Source organism: Acinetobacter qingfengensis (assembly GCF_008693185.1).
Classification (GTDB): Bacteria; Pseudomonadota; Gammaproteobacteria; order Pseudomonadales; family Moraxellaceae; genus Acinetobacter; species Acinetobacter qingfengensis.
In genome coordinates this window covers 1-17713 of sequence record NZ_VXKN01000010.1, presented here as the reverse complement: position 1 = coordinate 17713, position 17713 = coordinate 1, and the positions used below count along the sequence as shown (strand labels likewise).

The following is a 17713-nucleotide window of genomic DNA, read 5'->3' as shown; positions in this document are numbered from 1 at the left end:
AATTCTAGAAATTTCGCAGTATTGTTTATTCTGAATTGGATTAACGTAATGTATATTGGTCAATTGGCAGCACTGACAGGTGCAACACAAAAAGCTATCCGACATTATGAAGCATTAGGATTATTGCCGATCCCACAGCGTAAAGGTAATTATCGCATCTACGATCCAATACACGTACACTTAATCAAGATGATTCATCGTGCGAAGGCCGTGGGATTTAGTCTGGCTGAAATTACAGAGTTAGCACAGATTAAAGCGCAACAAAAACGTTTTCCTCTCGATCTTGCACAACAGCTTTTTCAACAAAAACACCAGCAAATCCGGCAACAACAAGAAAAATTGGCATTAATTGAAAAAAATTTGACAGCTTTAGAGTTAGAGCTTATAGATCTTTATAAAAAAGACAAAGACCTTGACTAACTTTATTGCCACAAAGGAAAAAATTTATTTGACTCTTACCTTAAGGGCAGGGTTTATAGTCAATGCCTTATTTATTTTTAGGTCAAAACAATGGATACATTGGCATTATTTAAAGGTTCAACAGCCCTAATTACAGGTGCATCTTCTGGTATTGGAATGGGGTTTGCCAGAATATTGGCAAGTTATGGTATTCATTTAGTAATTACAGCAAGATCAGAACAATCATTACAGCACTTAGCTGCCGAATTAAAAGCAAAATACGAGGTTGAGATTGATGTGTTGGTACTGGATTTAACGCTAGCTGGCGCAGCTCAAAAGCTATTTAACGATATTCAGCATTTAAATAAATCCATTGATATTCTGATAAATAATGCTGGTTTTGGTAAATGGGCAAATTTTTTGAATGAATCATTAGAAAGCTATCATGATATGTTGAATTTAAATATTCACGCACTTGTAGATTTAAGTTATTTATTTTTACCAGCAATGTTAGCAAGAAAGAAAGGAGTAGTGATTAATCTAGCTTCAACTGCTGCATTTCAGCCATTACCTTATATTGCGATTTATGCAGCGTCAAAATCTTTTGTATTGAATTTCACTGATGCGCTTGCTGGGGAGTATTCTGGTCAAGGAATAAAGTTCTTGGCTTTGTGCCCGGGAAATACAACCACAAATTTCGCTCAAACTGCCAATGCAGATACTACGGGGATGTCTGCATCAACAGTGCAAGAAGTTGTACAGGCTGCCATACAAGCACTTGATCAAAATAAATTATATTGTGTACCTGGAATAAATAATTATCTTACTGCACAACTATCAAGAATTTTACCAAGATCAATGATGGTTAAACTGACATCCAATATGTTGAAGAAGCGAGTAAAAGTATAAGCGGGTTGCTGAATATTGCAGGTTAATTTCTTTAGGGTATTCCCCTGCAATATTTTCAGTTCTTAATCACAAGTAGAATAAATTTATGATGAATTCTCAATAAAACATCTGGATGGAATTAAAACTTTGAGAAATGTATGAACAAGTGTAAAATGAAGCGCTTAAAATTAACCATGATTTGATATTCATTTATATATCAATCTCGCGGTGACATGCTCCGTAGTGTGGGGCATCACTCCTTAAGGATTACATTATGCCAGTTATCACATTGCCAAATGGCGATCAAAAAACTTTCGATCATCCAGTTTCCGTGATGGATGTTGCACAGAGTATAGGACCAGGTCTTGCAAAGAATACTGTTGCGGGACGTGTTAACGACAAGTTGGTAGATGCTTGTGACTTAATTACCGAAGATGCAACCTTACAAATTATCACGCCAAAAGATGACGAAGGTCTGGAGATTATTCGCCATTCCTGTGCACATCTGGTTGGGCATGCAGTAAAACAATTATTTCCTGAAGCAAAAATGGTGATTGGACCAGTTATTGAAGAAGGATTTTACTACGATATCTGGATGCCACGTCCATTTACTCTGGAAGATATGGCAAAGGTCGAAGAGCGTATGAAACAGCTCATTGATCAGGATTATGATGTCATCAAAAAAGTAACACCTCGAGATGAAGTCATTAAAGTATTTTCTGATCGTGGGGAAGAGTATAAATTACGTCTAGTTGAAGATATGCCTGATGAAAAAGCCATGGGTTTATATTATCATCAGGAATATATTGACATGTGCCGTGGTCCACACGTGCCAAATACCAAATTTTTAAAATCATTTAAATTGACAAAAATCTCTGGCGCATATTGGCGTGGAGATGCCAAAAATGAACAATTACAACGTATTTACGGCACTGCATGGGCAGATAAAAAGCAACTTGCAGCATATATCAAACGTATTGAAGAAGCTGAAAAACGTGATCATCGAAGAATTGGTAAAGCGCTGGATTTATTCCACATGCAAGAAGAAGCACCAGGAATGGTCTTCTGGCATCCAAATGGCTGGACAATTTATCAAGTACTAGAACAATACATGCGTAAAGTCCAGCAAGACAATGGTTATCAGGAAGTACGTACCCCACAAATTGTTGATTTTGTCCTTTGGGAAAAATCGGGACATGCTGCAAATTATGCAGAAAATATGTTTACTACACATTCTGAAAATCGTAACTACGCAGTTAAACCAATGAATTGTCCATGTCATGTACAGATTTTTAATCAAGGATTAAAATCTTACCGTGATTTACCGATTCGTTTAGCAGAATTTGGTTCCTGTCATCGTAATGAACCATCAGGTTCTTTGCATGGGATTATGCGTGTACGTGGTTTTACTCAAGATGATGCACATATTTTCTGTACCAAGGAACAAATTGGACAAGAAGTTGCAGATTTTATTAAATTAACTTTAGATGTTTATAAAGATTTTGGCTTTGAAGATGTTCAGATGAAACTTTCTACACGTCCAGAAAAACGTGTAGGTTCAGACGACCTATGGGATCTTGCCGAGAAATCACTGGCAGATGCACTGGATGCAGCTGGTCTTTCATGGGAATTACAACCGGGTGAAGGTGCTTTCTACGGTCCGAAAATCGAGTTCTCCCTCAAAGACTGCCTAGGTCGGGTATGGCAATGTGGTACAATTCAATGTGATTTTAATTTGCCACAACGTTTGGATGCTTCTTTTGTCACAGAAGACAATGACCGTGATCAACCTGTGATGCTACATAGAGCGATTCTTGGAAGCTTTGAACGATTTATTGGTATACTTATTGAACATTATGCTGGATTCATGCCACCATGGCTTTCTCCAGTGCAAGCATGTGTCATGAACATTACCGATGCTCAGGCAGATGCGTGCAAAAATGTTGTAGACAAGTTAAATGCACATGGTCTTCGTAGCATTTCCGACTTGAGAAATGAGAAAATCGGTTTTAAAATCCGTGAGCGCACATTAGAGCGAATTCCTTATTTACTGGTTCTAGGTGACCGTGAAGTGGAAGAAGGAACAGTAAATGTGCGTACACGTACAGGAAAAAATTTGGGTACCATGTCAATTGAAGCCTTCATTGATCTGGTAAAAACAGCCGTCGCCGAGCGTGGCCGGTATATAGTGGAGTAATAGCAATTAAACAGCCTGACCGTAACCAACCACAAGGTGCTAAAAGTAACCGTCCTGCAATCAATGATGAAATTCGTGCAAAAGAAGTGCGTCTGGTTGCAGCAGATGGAGAACAAAAAGGAATTGTTTCTTTAAGTGAAGCATTGCAAGCTGCCGAAGATGCAGAACTTGATCTTGTAGAAATTGTGGCCAATGCCGAGCCACCAGTCTGCAAGATTATGGATTACAACAAGCATTTGTTTGACTTAAAACAAAAGCAAAAAGATGCTAAAAAGAAACAGCATCAGGTACAAGTGAAAGAAATCAAACTACGTCCGGGAACAGACGTAGGTGATTATAACGTGAAGTTACGCGCTATTCTTCGATTCCTTGAAGATGGCAATAAGGTCAAGATTACTTTACGTTTCCGTGGTCGTGAAATGGCGCACCAACAGCTAGGTCTTGTCCAGCTACAAAAAATTGAAACCGATGTTGCGGAATTTGGTGTAGTTGAACAACCACCTAAAATGGAAGGGCGTCAAATGGGCATGTTGCTTGGTCCGAAAAAGAAAAAATAGTTCTCGGGCTGAACGAAAACGCTGCAATTATGCAGCGTTTTTTAATTTGTTTTTAATCAAATCCTTGCAACAGATAATTCTTAGCAATATACGATAGAATCACCAAGCGAGTTTGTAATATTCAAATCACCACTTGTGGTATTATTTGTATAAAATTATTGTAAAAATTAAAAATATTAAATTAAATCAAAAGCTTTAATCGACTACAAAATAATCTTGCATGTACAAAATATGCCATGTTAATTTAAATTATAAATTTTAGGATAGAATGGGAAAGAAAATGATTGATCTCTATTACTGGGGAACTCCGAATGGACATAAAATTTCAATTGCTTTGGAAGAAATGGAATTGGAATACCGTATTTTTGCTATTAATATTTTAAAGGATGAACAATTCGCCCCCGAGTTCTTAAAAATTTCACCAAATAATAAAATTCCAGCTATCGTTGATTATGACAGTGCAGATGGGCATCCTATTTCTGTATTTGAATCGGGTGCAATCTTACAATATTTAGGTCGAAAAACTGGTAAATATTACCCTCAACAAGAACGGCAGCGAGTTACAGTTGAAGAATGGCTGATGTGGCAAATGGGGGGACTTGGGCCAATGTTAGGGCAAAATCATCATTTTAGTAAGTTTGCACCAGAACGTATCGAATACGCTACCAAGCGTTATCAACAGGAAACTTTAAGACTTTATGGAGTGCTGAATCGCCGTTTGTCTGATCGAGATTATGTTGGAGATGAATACTCAATTGCTGATATGGCAATTTTGCCATGGCTTTTACGTCATGAATGGCAAGCAGTGGATTTAAATGATTTTTCTTATGTCAAAATGTATATTGATAATTTATTGACAAGACCAGCAATCAAAAAAGCATTGGCAATAACCGTATAATTTGCTTGTAAGAAATTCTTTTGACGATTTAGTCAGAAGAATTTAAAAATATTTTTTATAAAAATAATTAAGTTAAATTCGCAAATAGAGATGTTTCTATAAAAATGAAAATGATTCCCACGGTGTTTTTAGATATTTTTATAACATGTATTGAAATTGTTAGATTGTGAATGAATATTGCATAAATATGAAAGATTATTAGAATACATGTAAATAATTATTGTTTATATTTTTAAATGAATCCTATTATGTATTTTAATAAATCCGCTTTATCCACTCTCCTGTCAATCTCCACAATATTGTACTTAAACTACGCATTTGCTGAAGAAGGTAATTTGTCTATACAGCAAAACAATGTGGCAGTATTACCAACATTGCAAATCGAAGCAATGGATGATGGAGATCCAGTAAAAACTTACGTTGATTATAAACAGGCCAACGTAGCTCGTAATGGATTAGATAAAAAAGATATTCCACAAACTATTGATACAATTGATGTTTCTAAATATAAAATTTATGGTACCAATGATTTAAGCATCATGTTGCAAGGAACACCGGGAATATCAACTAGCTATGATGCAGAAGGAGATGGTATCAGTATTCGTGGCTTTAATGCAGATGCCGGGGATATTTATCGGGATGGTATTCGTGATAGTGGAAAAATTCGTCGTAGTACTGCAAATATAGAACGCATTGAAATTCTAAAAGGGCCTGCTTCAGTGTTATATGGACGTAATGCTGGTGGTGGTGTGATTAATATGGTTAGCAAAGCTGCAAACTTTAATTCCAGAAGTTCTATAGGGACTTTCATTGGTTCATATAATAATTATGGCACAACATTGGACCTTAATCAGATTATTCATCCAAATGTTGCTATTCGTCTAGCTGGTGAATATAGCGATACAGAAAGTTTTAGGCGCGGGATTGATCAGAATCAAACCATGTTATCTCCAAGTATTAGTTTTCAAAATGATGATGAATCACTCTTATGGACTGTGCAATATACTTATGATGCACTTGATCGGGTTACTGATCGTGGAGCATATTATTATAATCTGCCCGATGATGTTCCTACGGATCTTGGTTTTGCACAATCCGGAGATTACATCAAAGATGAATTACAAATGATACGTAGTGATTTAAAGTATCAATTTTTGCCAGAATGGAATTTTCATTGGGGATTAAATTATCTTCAGGCTGATCAGGACTATGATAATTTCTTTGGTGGTAGTTATTGTATAACCGATACTACCAAGCGTAATTGTAAAGCAGGTTATGTATTACAAAATTATAAATGGCAACAAGCAACGAATAAAACCTTTATCAATACCTTTGATATTTCAGGAACATTTAATACAGGCGACATCAAGCATCAAATACTGTTGGGTGCAGATATTACACGTGAAGTTCGTAATATTAGATTTGGAAGTTTTTCGGATACCAGTACTTCCGGACCAAAAGGTTATGTGAATCCTTATAACTATTCAGATCGATTTTTTGTGGGTTCCCGCCTAGATACTGTTACATCTCACAATGATCATGAAGCTAATGGATTGGGTGTTTTTCTACAGGATTTAATCATGTTAACGCCAGAAATCAAACTTATGTTGGGCTTGCGTTATGATGCTTATGATTTTAAATCGTTAAATCAATTATCTTTGCTTAGACTTAAGAACAATGATGAAAGCCTTAGCCCCAATATTGGTATTGTTTGGCAACCAACAGAAAATCATAGCTTTTATGCCTCCTATAATAAAAGCTTTGCACCTTATGGCGGTCGAGGGTATATAGAGATTGATTCAACCGAAAGTACTGAACCTGAATACAATCAGCAATATGAAATTGGATTAAAAAGTGATTGGTTTAACCAACAGTTAAATACACAATTAGCAATATATCATATTGAAAAAAATAACATTCGTTATCAACCAGATTCAGTAAATTATCCTGACGTTTGGGCAATTGCCGGACAACATAAATCACAAGGTATTGAATTTAGTTTTATTGGACAATTGCTTCATAACTTATACCTCCGTGGTGGATATGGCTATACTGATGCAAAAGTTAGCAAAGATTTGCAAACGCCAACTAATGTAGGAAATCGTTTAAGTCTAAGCTCAAAGAATACAGGCAATCTATTTATACGCTATTTACCTACAAATAATATTTATACTGAAATAGGTGTGACCTATGTCGGCTCTTTTTATAATAATGTACGTAATGTTTATAAAATTGATAGTTTTCATCGTGTAGATGCAGCAATTGGCTATAAAAATGAGCAATGGGGTGCAACTTTTGCAGTGAATAACTTAACAGATGAAAAATACTGGCGTTTTTCTTCAATGCCTGGAACACCACGTAATTATTTATTTCGTGTAAATTATTTTTTTTAATCATTGAGATTATCCTCATCATTAGTTTTTGAAGATGTTATGGGAACTTATATGTAATGTTATATTTAAGATTTTGATTTTTAAATCATAAATTTAAATTGGGGAAATATTGATATTTACATTTTCCCTTCATTTTTTAATTTAAATGTATTTCTAGTGTTAAATTATGAATAAATATTGAATAAATGTAAAAAAATATTAAAATACTCGCAAACAATTATCGTTTACTTATTGAAATAGGCTTTATTATGATTTACCAAAGGACGACATTATCCTTAATGCTAACAGTGGCTACAATGCTGCATTTGAATCATGCATCTGCAGAAACGAATGTATCGACACAGCAAAGTAATGTGGCAGTACTACCAACACTACAGATTGAAGCTATGGATGATGGAGATCCAGTAAAAACTTATGTTGATTATAAACAAGCCAATGTGACACGCAATGGATTGGATAAAAAGGATATTCCACAAACCGTTGATACAATTGATGTTTCTAAATATAAGCTTTATGGTGCCAACGATTTAAGTATTATGTTACAAGGTACCCCAGGTGTGACCACAGCGTACGATATGCGTGGTGATGGTATTACACTCCGAGGTTTTAGTGCAGATAATGGTGATATTTACCGAAATGGTGTACGTGAAAGTGGACAATATCGACGTAGTACAGCAAATGTTGAACGAATTGAAATTTTAAAAGGACCTGCTTCTGTACTTTATGGTAGAAGTCAGGGCGGTGGCGTAATTAATTTGGTTACAAAAACTGCCAATTTTGAATCTCGTAGTAATATTGGTGCCTATGTTGGTTCATATGACAATGTGGGTGGAACAATTGATCTCAATAAAGTTGTGACTGATAATTGGGCGATTCGTTTGGTTGGCGAAAAATTTGATACCAACAGTTTTCGTTCAGGCATCGGTACAAAGCAGAATTCAATTTCCCCAAGTGTGACTTATCGTAGTGATGATGAAAAGTTAACATGGACGGCAGAAGCCACTTACGACAAAATGGAACGTGTTCCGGATCGTGGACCAAATTATTCTGTATTATTGCAAACAGGTTATCCCATTAATATTAAACAAGGATATGCTCAAAATGGCGATATTGTTACTGATGAAACTAAATCTGCACGTTTAGATCTTAAATATGAATTTCTGCCAGACTGGAAATTCCATTGGGGGCTGAGTTATAGGAATTCTTTCCAAAATTTTGATCATTTCTATCTAGGTTCTTATTGTTCATCGACCAGTGCAGCATGTGCTGGTCATATTGGGCAGATTTCACAAGTTTATTATTGGCAAGAAACGGAAACGTCAACATTGACGAATACATGGGATATTGCTGGTGAGTTTAATACAGGAGCAATTAAACATAATGTTATGATCGGAACGGATTGGACGAAAGAAGAGCGAAATCCGAAACTTGCAAATCAATATGTGGGAAGTAATGGTACAACTTTAACCTCAATCTATGGTTGGTATGATCCGGCAACCGGTAAGCTCAGTAATACACGTAATGGTGGTACTTTATCTACTCGAAGTTATAGTGAGATTGAAGCAACTTCTTTAGGTATATTTATTCAGGATTTAATCAGCCTTACTCCTGAATTTAAACTTATGTTGGGTGGTCGATATGATACTTATGACATGAGTTCGCATCAAACTCGAAATGCCAATAAAGATGTCGATGTATATGGTTCATATGATGGAGAATCATTCAGTCCTAATGCCGGTATCGTTTGGCAGCCTACAGCAACCCAGTCATTTTACGCTTCCTATAGTAAAAGTTTTTCTCCCTATGGTGGTCGAGGTTGGATCAGTGTAATTGATGAAACCGCGGAAGATTTAAAACCTGAAAATAATACGCAATATGAGATTGGAGTAAAAAGTGATTGGTTTGACAATCGTTTAAATACACAGTTATCAGCATATCAAATTAAGAAAGATAATATGCGTGGGCGTGCTATTGAAGATGATGATAGTTCACCAATTATTAATATTGGTGAAAGAGAGTCAAAAGGTATAGAGTTTAGCTTTATCGGTAAAGCAACGGATAATGTATTTATTCGTGGGGGCTACGGTTATACTGATACAGAAATCACAAAAAATATTCGTACGCCTGCGAATGAGGGAAATCGATTCTCAAATTCTGCAAAAAATACTGGTAATTTATTTATTCGTTATTTACCTACAGACAGAATCTATGGTGAGATTGGTGCAACTTATGTTGGTTCTTTCTATACATCCGATGCAAATACCACCAAAATTGATGGATGGACGCGATTAGATGCTGCAATTGGTTATAAGGATGATCATTGGGGTGCAACATTTGCAGTGAATAATTTAACAAATAAAGAATATTGGCGTACTTCATCTATGCCAGGCACACCACGTAATTATCTATTCCGTTTAAATTACTATTTTGATTAAAACAAGGATGAGTCTAAAAAATACTTCACTGCATTTGTGGTGAGGTATTTTCATTTGATTATTTTTTCTATAGAATATTCCATCCCTTACCTGCAGGTCGTATTGCATGGTGCAAACGTGCCGAACAGGTGCTTAAAGAGGTTGTTATGGCAGTTAAATTAAAAACTCGCCGTGGTGCAGCTAAACGCTTTAAAGCGACTGCGAACGGTTTTAAACGCAAGCAAGCATTCAAACGTCACATCCTGACCAAAAAATCTGCTAAACGTATTCGTCAATTACGCGGCTGTGTAATGGTTCATGTTTCTGACATGGAATCAGTTCGTCGTATGTGCCCATACATCTAAGGAGATTTTAAATGGCTCGTGTAAAACGTGGTGTAGTGGCTCATCGTCGTCACAAAAAAATTCTTGCTCGTGCAAAAGGTTACTATGGTGCTCGCTCACGTGTTTATCGTGTAGCATTCCAGGCAGTGATCAAAGCTGGTCAATATGCATATCGTGACCGTCGTCAGAAAAAACGTCAATTCCGTGCTTTATGGATTGCTCGTATCAATGCTGGCGCTCGTCAAAATGGTTTGTCTTACAGCCGCTTTATCTCTGGCTTGAAAAAGGCTCAGGTGATCATCGACCGTCGTGTACTGGCTGACATCGCTTATCATGACGTAGTAGCATTTGCTGCATTGGCTGAAAAAGCAAAATCTGCATTGGCTGCTTAAGTCAGATGGTATTGAAAAAGACTGCATTTGCGGTCTTTTTTCATTTTTACTATTGTAGATTCATTTAAAAGATTCTTTTTTCGTCATGATGATGAGGTAGTTGTTCAATACTTTTTTGTAATTTAGTCGCAATTTCCATATAACTTTCATACGCTGCGTCTTTGGCAATTACACTGGGTTTGCCTTGATCTGCATTTTCCCGAATAGAAGCATTTAAAGGCAAGCGTCCAAGTAAAGGAATATGGTAAATTTCAGACAGTTTATCACCACCACCTACACCAAAAATCTGTTCTTCAAAACCACAGTTAGAGCAAATATGTGTAGACATATTTTCTACTACACCCAAAATTTTAATATTTACTTTATTAAATAATTCAATACCTTTTTGTGCATCAAGTAAGGCAACATTTTGTGGTGTTGTAACGATAACTGCTCCAGATACAGGGATTCGTTGTGCCAGTGTCAGTTGAATATCTCCAGTGCCTGGTGGCATGTCGATCAATAAGACATCAAGTACAGGCCATTGGGTCTGATTAAATAACTGCATGAGTGCGCCCGTTGCTTTGGGACCACGCCAAGCAACAGGTATCCGACCATCTCCGGTTAAATGACCAATAGAAAGTACAGGCATGCCGTATGCTGCGATTGGTATAAATTGTTCATTTTCAATTAAGGGGCTTTGGCCTTCATTTCCTAACATGGTCGGGATACTTGGTCCATAAATATCGGCATCAAGAACACCTACTTTTAGCCCTAACTCACGTAAAGCAAGTGCCAGATTTACAGTTGTTGTTGATTTTCCGACACCACCTTTACCTGAAGCAACAACAATTACATGCTGTATATGTGGATGAGGCTTAATTTGGGTTTGGGTAGGTGCAGCTTTTTTTATAGGTGCTTCTTCCTGTTGTGGCTGATATTGTTGTTTTGCCTGCTCTAATGTCTGATTTTCTACGGCATTAACTGTCGGTGGAATGCTTGTATTTTGCGGCTTCTTCTTTTGTACAACATGTAAATTTAAGGTCTTTACCCCAGCTTGTGCCAGTTTTGCACTTAATTCATCATGTAATTGTTGTAAATGATCAATTTCGTTTTCATAAACAAAAATAGATAATTGTAAATTATCTTGTTCGATATTCAGTTGAGTAATTCGATCTTTCAATATTGCCTGAGAGACAGGAATTGAAAACTGTTCCAGACATGATTGAATTTTCTCCTCATTGATTTCCTGTGCAGGGGAAAATTTGGCTTTTAAGGAAGAAAACCAGGACATGAATTGGCTCCAATGAATAAAAGGGGATTTTGTTGTAGTGTAACGTTATTGTGAAGGCAGGTTAAGTGCAAGTGTTTAAATAATTACGATATCACAATGCACAGGTATTGGTTTATCCTATTTTATGGTAATTGAATTTATACCTAATAATTTATGTGTCTTAATCTTACCTTCCTAAGGTTGAAGCGTTTGATTGTAGGACAACATCACTGTATTGTAATGTTGAAAAGTAAAACTTAATGTTGTGGTTAGTCATAATATGAACAAAAAAAATATGATGTGCTTTGTGGGATTAGTCTCATTATATAGTGGACTTATTTGCTCTGCTTATGCGGATGATCAACCTCCGGTCCAGTTATCTAAATCACTGGAAGCTATTATTGATGATAATAAAATGGTGATATCTGAATATAGCGTTACATTAACGCTTAAACCTGATGTAGCCACACAGACAATACAAGTTATATTTCCAGATGATGCAAAATTGCCTACGTTACTTAAAAATCATGTGCGAAGATTGGCACAGCAAACACCTCTATCCCATTTTCCAACACAGCAAGTAAATGCTAATTCTGAAACACAACAGGGAACATCACAAAATACAGTGCAGACAAATAAAATAGAACCTAAACAAGAAACAAAATTTTATCCTGTTTATCAAAAAACCTTTGAATTTTTACCTATAGGCAAAGCGGTTGCTAAAGTTATTCGACCAAGAATAAATCATTCAACTTGTAAATGGCTGCAACAAAAAAATGTACCGATGAATGGTCATAACCTTCAGGTCATTTATTCTTTCCAGATTAATCAACAAGGTAAGCTTAATCCTCGTATTGTTACTCCCGCCTTAACTGACCAGGCTGCATATTCCAGAGTAATTAGAATATTGAATATAAGATCGTCAGGATTAAAAGTATTTAATTTAAGTACAGGGCAGTATGAAGCGGTAAGTTTAGTTCAACCTGTAGCAATAGAATGTCCTGTAATGAATCAAGATCGTAACTCAAACTAAAAGGTAACATAATTATCAGATGACTTAACAACATCTTATTATTTTGATCCACGAAGATATTTTAGATCAGGAATAAAGAGAATTCATGAATTGATACATGCAACGGACATGTAACTCATGTAAAATCAAGACGTCAAAAATAGTGAAAGAGAGAAATATGTCTGCACGCAAAATCTTGGTCACCAATGCTCTTCCTTATGCTAATGGCCCAATTCACATGGGTCATTTGCTTGGTTATATTCAGGCAGATATCTGGGTACGGGCCATGCGGGCAATGGGACATGATGTGATTTATGTCTGTGCAGACGATGCTCACGGTACTGCAATCATGCTTCGTGCAGAAGCCAATGGCATTACACCTGAACAGCAAATTGCCAATGTACAACAAGAACATGAGCGTGATTTTGCTGGATTTGGGATCAGTTTTGATCATTATGATTCAACACATAGCACAACCAATAAAGCTCGTTCCGAGTATATCTACCTAAAAAACCGTCAAGCTGGTCATATCGCTGTCAGACCTGTACATCAATTATTTGATCCAGAGAAACAAATGTTCTTGTCTGATCGTTTTATTAAAGGTACTTGTCCAAAATGTAAAGCGGATGATCAATATGGTGATAGTTGTGAAGTGTGTGGAACCACATATAATGCAACTGAGCTGTTAAATCCGCATTCTACTCTAAGTGGCGCAACACCAGTTGAAAAATCGTCAGATCATTACTTCTTTAAGTTACCAAATTTTACTGAATATTTGCAAAAATGGACACGAGATCAAGGTCGTTTACCAGTTTCTATTGCCAATAAGTTAGATGAATGGTTTGAGGCGGGTTTAGCTGATTGGGATATTTCTCGTGATGCACCGTATTTTGGTTTTGAAATACCAGATGCGCCAAATAAATATTTTTATGTTTGGGTCGATGCACCTATTGGTTATATGTCGAGTTTTGAAAACTATATCCAAACCAAACGTCCTGAATTAAACTTTGATGATTATTGGAAAAAAGACAGTAGTCACGAAATTTATCATTTTATTGGTAAAGATATTGTCTATTTTCATGCACTGTTTTGGCCGGCAATGCTGGCAGGTGCAGGCTATCGTACCCCGACAGGTTTATTTGTGAATGGCTTCTTGACCGTAAATGGCCAGAAAATGTCAAAGTCACGTGGTACATTCATTAAGGCAGAAACGTATTTACAACATTTAAATCCAGAATATCTACGTTATTACTTTGCTTCAAAATTATCCGATAAAGTTGAGGATTCCGATTTGAATCTGGATGACTTTATTCAAAAAGTAAATTCCGATCTTGTTGGTAAAGTTGTAAATATTGCCAGTCGTTGCGCCAAATTTATTAACACCAAATTTGATCATCAATTATCTGCACAATGTGCCGAAGCTGAACTCGTAAAAAGTTTTATTGATGCAGGCGATTCGATTGCCAGCGCTTATGAAGATCGTGAGTTTAGTGCTGCAATTCGAGAAATTATGTCCCTCGCAGATAAAGCCAATCAGTATATTGACGAGAAAAAACCATGGGCATTGGCTAAACAAGAGGGTACAGAGCAACAAGTGCATGAAGTGTGCTCAGTAGGAATTAATTTATTCCGTCAATTGGTCATCTACTTATCACCTGTATTACCAAAATTAGCCAATGAAGTACAAGCATTTTTACAACTGGAAAAATTTGATTTTGCATCCCGTAAAACAATTTTACTCAATCATGAGATTGCACAATTTCAACCATTAATGCAACGTGTTGATAAAAAAGCAGTTGATGCAATGGTCGAAGCCTCCAAAGATTCTTTAGCTGCGCCTGTCGCTGTACCAGTAAAAGCCGCAAAGAAAAAGGAAAAAGCTGTTGAAAAACCAACCTCGACAATCGAATCAGACGTTATCAGTATTGATGATGTCCTAAAAGTAGATTTGCGTGTGGCGCAAGTGCTGGATGCCAATATCGTTGAAGGTTCAGATAAATTATTGCAATTGACTCTGGATGCAGGTGAAGCTGAACCACGTAATGTATTTAGTGGCATTCGTAGCCAATATTCACCAGAAGATTTAAAAGGTAAACTGGTGGTTTTGGTTGCTAATCTTGCTCCGCGTAAAATGAGATTTGGGATCTCAAATGGTATGGTTCTATGTGCTGGAAACGATGAAAGATTATCTATTATTTCACCTGAAAGTGGTGCAAAACCTGGTGATAAGGTGTCTTGATTGAAATGGGAAAAGTAGTATTTAAGATTTACTACTTTTCCCTTGCTTCAATGCTTTACATAATTTGAATTAGCATTTTTGAATCATTTTCATGATTTGCCATATTGATAATAAAAGACTCTGGAATATTTAGAATTAATTTGTTGTGTTGTGATTAGACAGATAGCATTTTATTTATGAAATTATAATAATTTAATCAATCACTTAATTATACTAAATTTAAAGAAATTTATATTAAAAATAAAATATCTATTGTTAAATTTTAAAATAGAGATACTACAATATATGTGCATAAATAAGAAAATTTATAAAAATAATTGTAAAAAACTTATGAAAAAAGCACAATCTTGCCTTAATATTACGCTTTTTCAAAATTTACAATTATCATGTCTACATTGCGTTTTACGGATATTATTGCATTGGGCTTCATGACCTTTGCTTTATTTATCGGTGCCGGCAATATTATTTTTCCTCCTATTGTTGCTCAACAAGCCGGGGAAAATGTATGGATTGCTGCACTTGGTTTTTTGATTACAGGTGTAGGTTTGCCTGTAATTACAATTATGGCATTATCAAAAACTAAAGGTTCTATTGAGATTTTAAGTTCTCCTTTAGGGAAATATGCCAGTTTATTGCTTACGGTTATTTGTTATTTATCAGTTGGCCCACTATTTGCCACGCCAAGAACCGCAACGGTATCTTATGAAATTGGTATGTCCTCGTATTTTACCAATAAAGATCAAGGGTTATGGATCTATAGTGCTTTGTATTTTTTTGCGGTGATGATCGTTTCACTATATCCCAATAAACTTTTGGATACGGTAGGCTATGTTCTGGCTCCATTAAAAATTATTGCACTTGCTATTCTTGGCATTACTGCATTTGTAATTCCGGCAGGGACAATTGCACCACCGATTAAAAACTATGTTGACCATCCTTTCTCTGAAGGTTTCGTGAATGGATACCTTACCATGGACACCCTAGGCGCCTTGGTTTTTGGGATTGTCATTATTCAAGCCATTTATTCTCGTGGAATCACGGAAACCAGACAAGTGACGAAATATGCTGTAATTGCAGGAATTATGGCCGGAGTAGGATTAACTTTTGTATATCTCAGTCTATTTAAATTAGGTCTTGGTAGCCATGATATTGTGCCGAATGCAGAAAATGGTGCCATTATTCTGCATGCCTATGTACAACATGCTTATGGTGATCTTGGCGCATTATTTTTAACAGTATTAATTTGTCTTGCCTGTATGGTAACTGCTGTTGGTTTAACCTGTGCTTGTGCTGAATATTTTCATGAATTAACAAAACTATCTTATAAATTACTGGTATTTATCTTGGTGGGATCAGCTTTTATTGTGTCAAATCTAGGCTTGACTAAACTAATTGCTGTTTCAGTACCTGTATTGACAGCTATTTATCCACCTGCGATTGTAGTGATTGTACTTAGTTTTTTATGGAAATATTTAAATCAACCCTCTCATGTTATTGCGCCTGTCACGGCAATTGCCCTTATTTTTGGAATTATAGATGGATTAAAAGTTGCGGGTTTCTCGGATAAGCTGCCACAAGTTTTACAAAACTTACCTCTTAATCAGGAAAATCTTGCTTGGTTGATGCCCTCATTAATCATATTCGTTATATGTTTTATGATTGATAAATCTAGAAAAATAGCATAATAAAATGTAGAAGCCGATGTAGCATAATATTTCAACTACATCGGCCATTTTAAAATTTCTCAGCAATTAAAAAAATTACATCACTAGAAAAACTACCATCTTCTTGAATCTCAAAATAGTTTTTTACAATATCAGCAGATTGAGATTGCAAAAAACGAATTGTTTCAATTTGAGTGGGTGTTGTTTGCATACGGATTACCCAAGCATGAAAATTCAAAATAATTCTCTGTTTTTCAATGGTTTTAATTTGAAAATTAGAATATTCCAACATTCGTAACCATTCACTCAAACTATAGTTTCGAACATGACTTGGATCACGAATAAGCTCAATAGATTGCAAAAAAGTATCTAAAATGGGCATATCTGATCCTAGAATATCAACCAAAATAAATATCCCATTAGGTTTTAAAACTCTCCAGGCCTCATTCAGCGCACACTCAACATGTTGCCAATGATGTGCAGAGTACCGCGTTACTACAACATCAAAAATTTGATCTTTAAAAGGTAGTTGCTCAGCACAACCTTGCTGAATATCAATATTAACTAATTTCCTTGTCTTTGCCGTAGCTTCTACCGTATTTAACATTTCTTGAGATAAATCATAAGCAATTACCGATTTTACAAAAGGTGCCAGATGATAACTAACATGTCCACCACCACAACCCAAATCCAACACGACAGGATCAGAAATAGTAGAAACTTGCTTAATCACTTTCTCAAACTCTATACCTTGGGAATGTACCTGACTATTTAAATAAGATCTGGATTTATTGGCATATTGCTTTTGATTAATATCGTGCTGGGAAATCATTTTAAACTATCCTAAAAATTGAAAAATTAGCGTAAATCAAAAAATAAATAATTAAAAATGACAAATAATTTAAATATTAATAAAATAAAGTTATGTTTTTGCGAGAATAGCTCAATTTTCACGCACTCAAGAAGAAAAATTAGAAAAAAGGGTTTTGGGGTATTGCAAAGGTATGGGGATAGTGTAGAATGCACATCCATCGGCGGTGATGCAGATAAAAACTTGTTGAAAA

At 35.9% G+C, this 17713-nt stretch carries 14 protein-coding genes; 12 read left to right on the top strand and 2 right to left on the bottom strand.

All coding sequences use genetic code 11. From position 1 onward, the window contains the following. Positions 1-48 precede the first annotated feature (48 nt). From F4V57_RS11885 to rplT, 9 genes are all read left to right on the top strand, one after another. On the top strand, positions 49-420 hold the full coding sequence (locus tag F4V57_RS11885; protein WP_070070931.1) for a MerR family transcriptional regulator: 372 nt from the start codon (positions 49-51) through the stop codon (positions 418-420). A gap of 90 nt (positions 421-510) precedes the next feature. Further along, a complete protein-coding gene (locus F4V57_RS11880) occupies positions 511-1308 on the top strand; it encodes an SDR family NAD(P)-dependent oxidoreductase (RefSeq protein WP_070070930.1) in 798 nt (265 codons plus the stop codon). Between the two features lie 253 nt (positions 1309-1561). Continuing rightward, on the top strand, positions 1562-3484 hold the full coding sequence (gene thrS / locus F4V57_RS11875; protein WP_070070929.1) for a threonine--tRNA ligase: 1923 nt from the start codon (positions 1562-1564) through the stop codon (positions 3482-3484). Between the two features lie 5 nt (positions 3485-3489). Then, positions 3490-4041: a translation initiation factor IF-3 gene (gene infC, locus F4V57_RS11870; RefSeq protein ID WP_081409287.1), complete on the top strand. Its 552-nt coding sequence runs from the start codon at positions 3490-3492 to the stop codon at positions 4039-4041. Between the two features lie 280 nt (positions 4042-4321). Beyond that, positions 4322-4939: a glutathione S-transferase N-terminal domain-containing protein gene (locus tag F4V57_RS11865; RefSeq protein WP_070070928.1), complete on the top strand. Its 618-nt coding sequence runs from the start codon at positions 4322-4324 to the stop codon at positions 4937-4939. A gap of 248 nt (positions 4940-5187) precedes the next feature. Further along, positions 5188-7332: a TonB-dependent receptor gene (locus tag F4V57_RS11860; protein WP_227515721.1), complete on the top strand. Its 2145-nt coding sequence runs from the start codon at positions 5188-5190 to the stop codon at positions 7330-7332. Between the two features lie 248 nt (positions 7333-7580). Beyond that, complete coding sequence (locus F4V57_RS11855; protein WP_070070926.1) at positions 7581-9767, top strand: TonB-dependent receptor; 2187 nt, start codon at positions 7581-7583, stop codon at positions 9765-9767. Positions 9768-9913: 146 nt separating this feature from the next. Beyond that, positions 9914-10111: a 50S ribosomal protein L35 gene (rpmI, locus tag F4V57_RS11850; RefSeq protein ID WP_070070925.1), complete on the top strand. Its 198-nt coding sequence runs from the start codon at positions 9914-9916 to the stop codon at positions 10109-10111. Between the two features lie 11 nt (positions 10112-10122). After that, the gene (gene rplT / locus F4V57_RS11845; RefSeq protein WP_070070924.1) at positions 10123-10482 is read left to right on the top strand and encodes a 50S ribosomal protein L20; all 360 of its coding nucleotides are present in this window, start codon (positions 10123-10125) and stop codon (positions 10480-10482) included. Positions 10483-10546: 64 nt separating this feature from the next. On the opposite strand, the gene F4V57_RS11840 is transcribed toward rplT, so the two are convergent. Next, positions 10547-11755, bottom strand: a complete 1209-nt coding sequence (locus F4V57_RS11840; protein WP_070070923.1) for an Mrp/NBP35 family ATP-binding protein — start codon at positions 11753-11755, stop codon at positions 10547-10549. Between the two features lie 259 nt (positions 11756-12014). On the opposite strand from F4V57_RS11840, the gene F4V57_RS11835 reads away from it, so the two are divergent. The 3 genes from F4V57_RS11835 to brnQ all read left to right on the top strand — a co-directional run bounded on the left by F4V57_RS11835 (position 12015) and on the right by brnQ (position 16670). Beyond that, positions 12015-12767: a hypothetical protein gene (locus tag F4V57_RS11835; protein ID WP_070070922.1), complete on the top strand. Its 753-nt coding sequence runs from the start codon at positions 12015-12017 to the stop codon at positions 12765-12767. A 157-nt stretch (positions 12768-12924) separates the two neighbouring features. Next, positions 12925-14985 carry a methionine--tRNA ligase gene (gene metG / locus F4V57_RS11830; RefSeq protein ID WP_070070921.1) on the top strand — a complete coding sequence of 687 codons (2061 nt, stop codon included), beginning with the start codon at positions 12925-12927 and terminating at the stop codon, positions 14983-14985. A 386-nt stretch (positions 14986-15371) separates the two neighbouring features. Continuing rightward, positions 15372-16670: a branched-chain amino acid transport system II carrier protein gene (brnQ, locus tag F4V57_RS11825; protein WP_070070776.1), complete on the top strand. Its 1299-nt coding sequence runs from the start codon at positions 15372-15374 to the stop codon at positions 16668-16670. Positions 16671-16719: 49 nt separating this feature from the next. Here the strand turns inward: brnQ and F4V57_RS11820 are convergent, their stop codons facing one another. Then, a complete protein-coding gene (locus F4V57_RS11820; RefSeq protein ID WP_070070777.1) occupies positions 16720-17481 on the bottom strand; it encodes a class I SAM-dependent methyltransferase in 762 nt (253 codons plus the stop codon). Between the last annotated feature and the right edge of the window lie 232 nt (positions 17482-17713).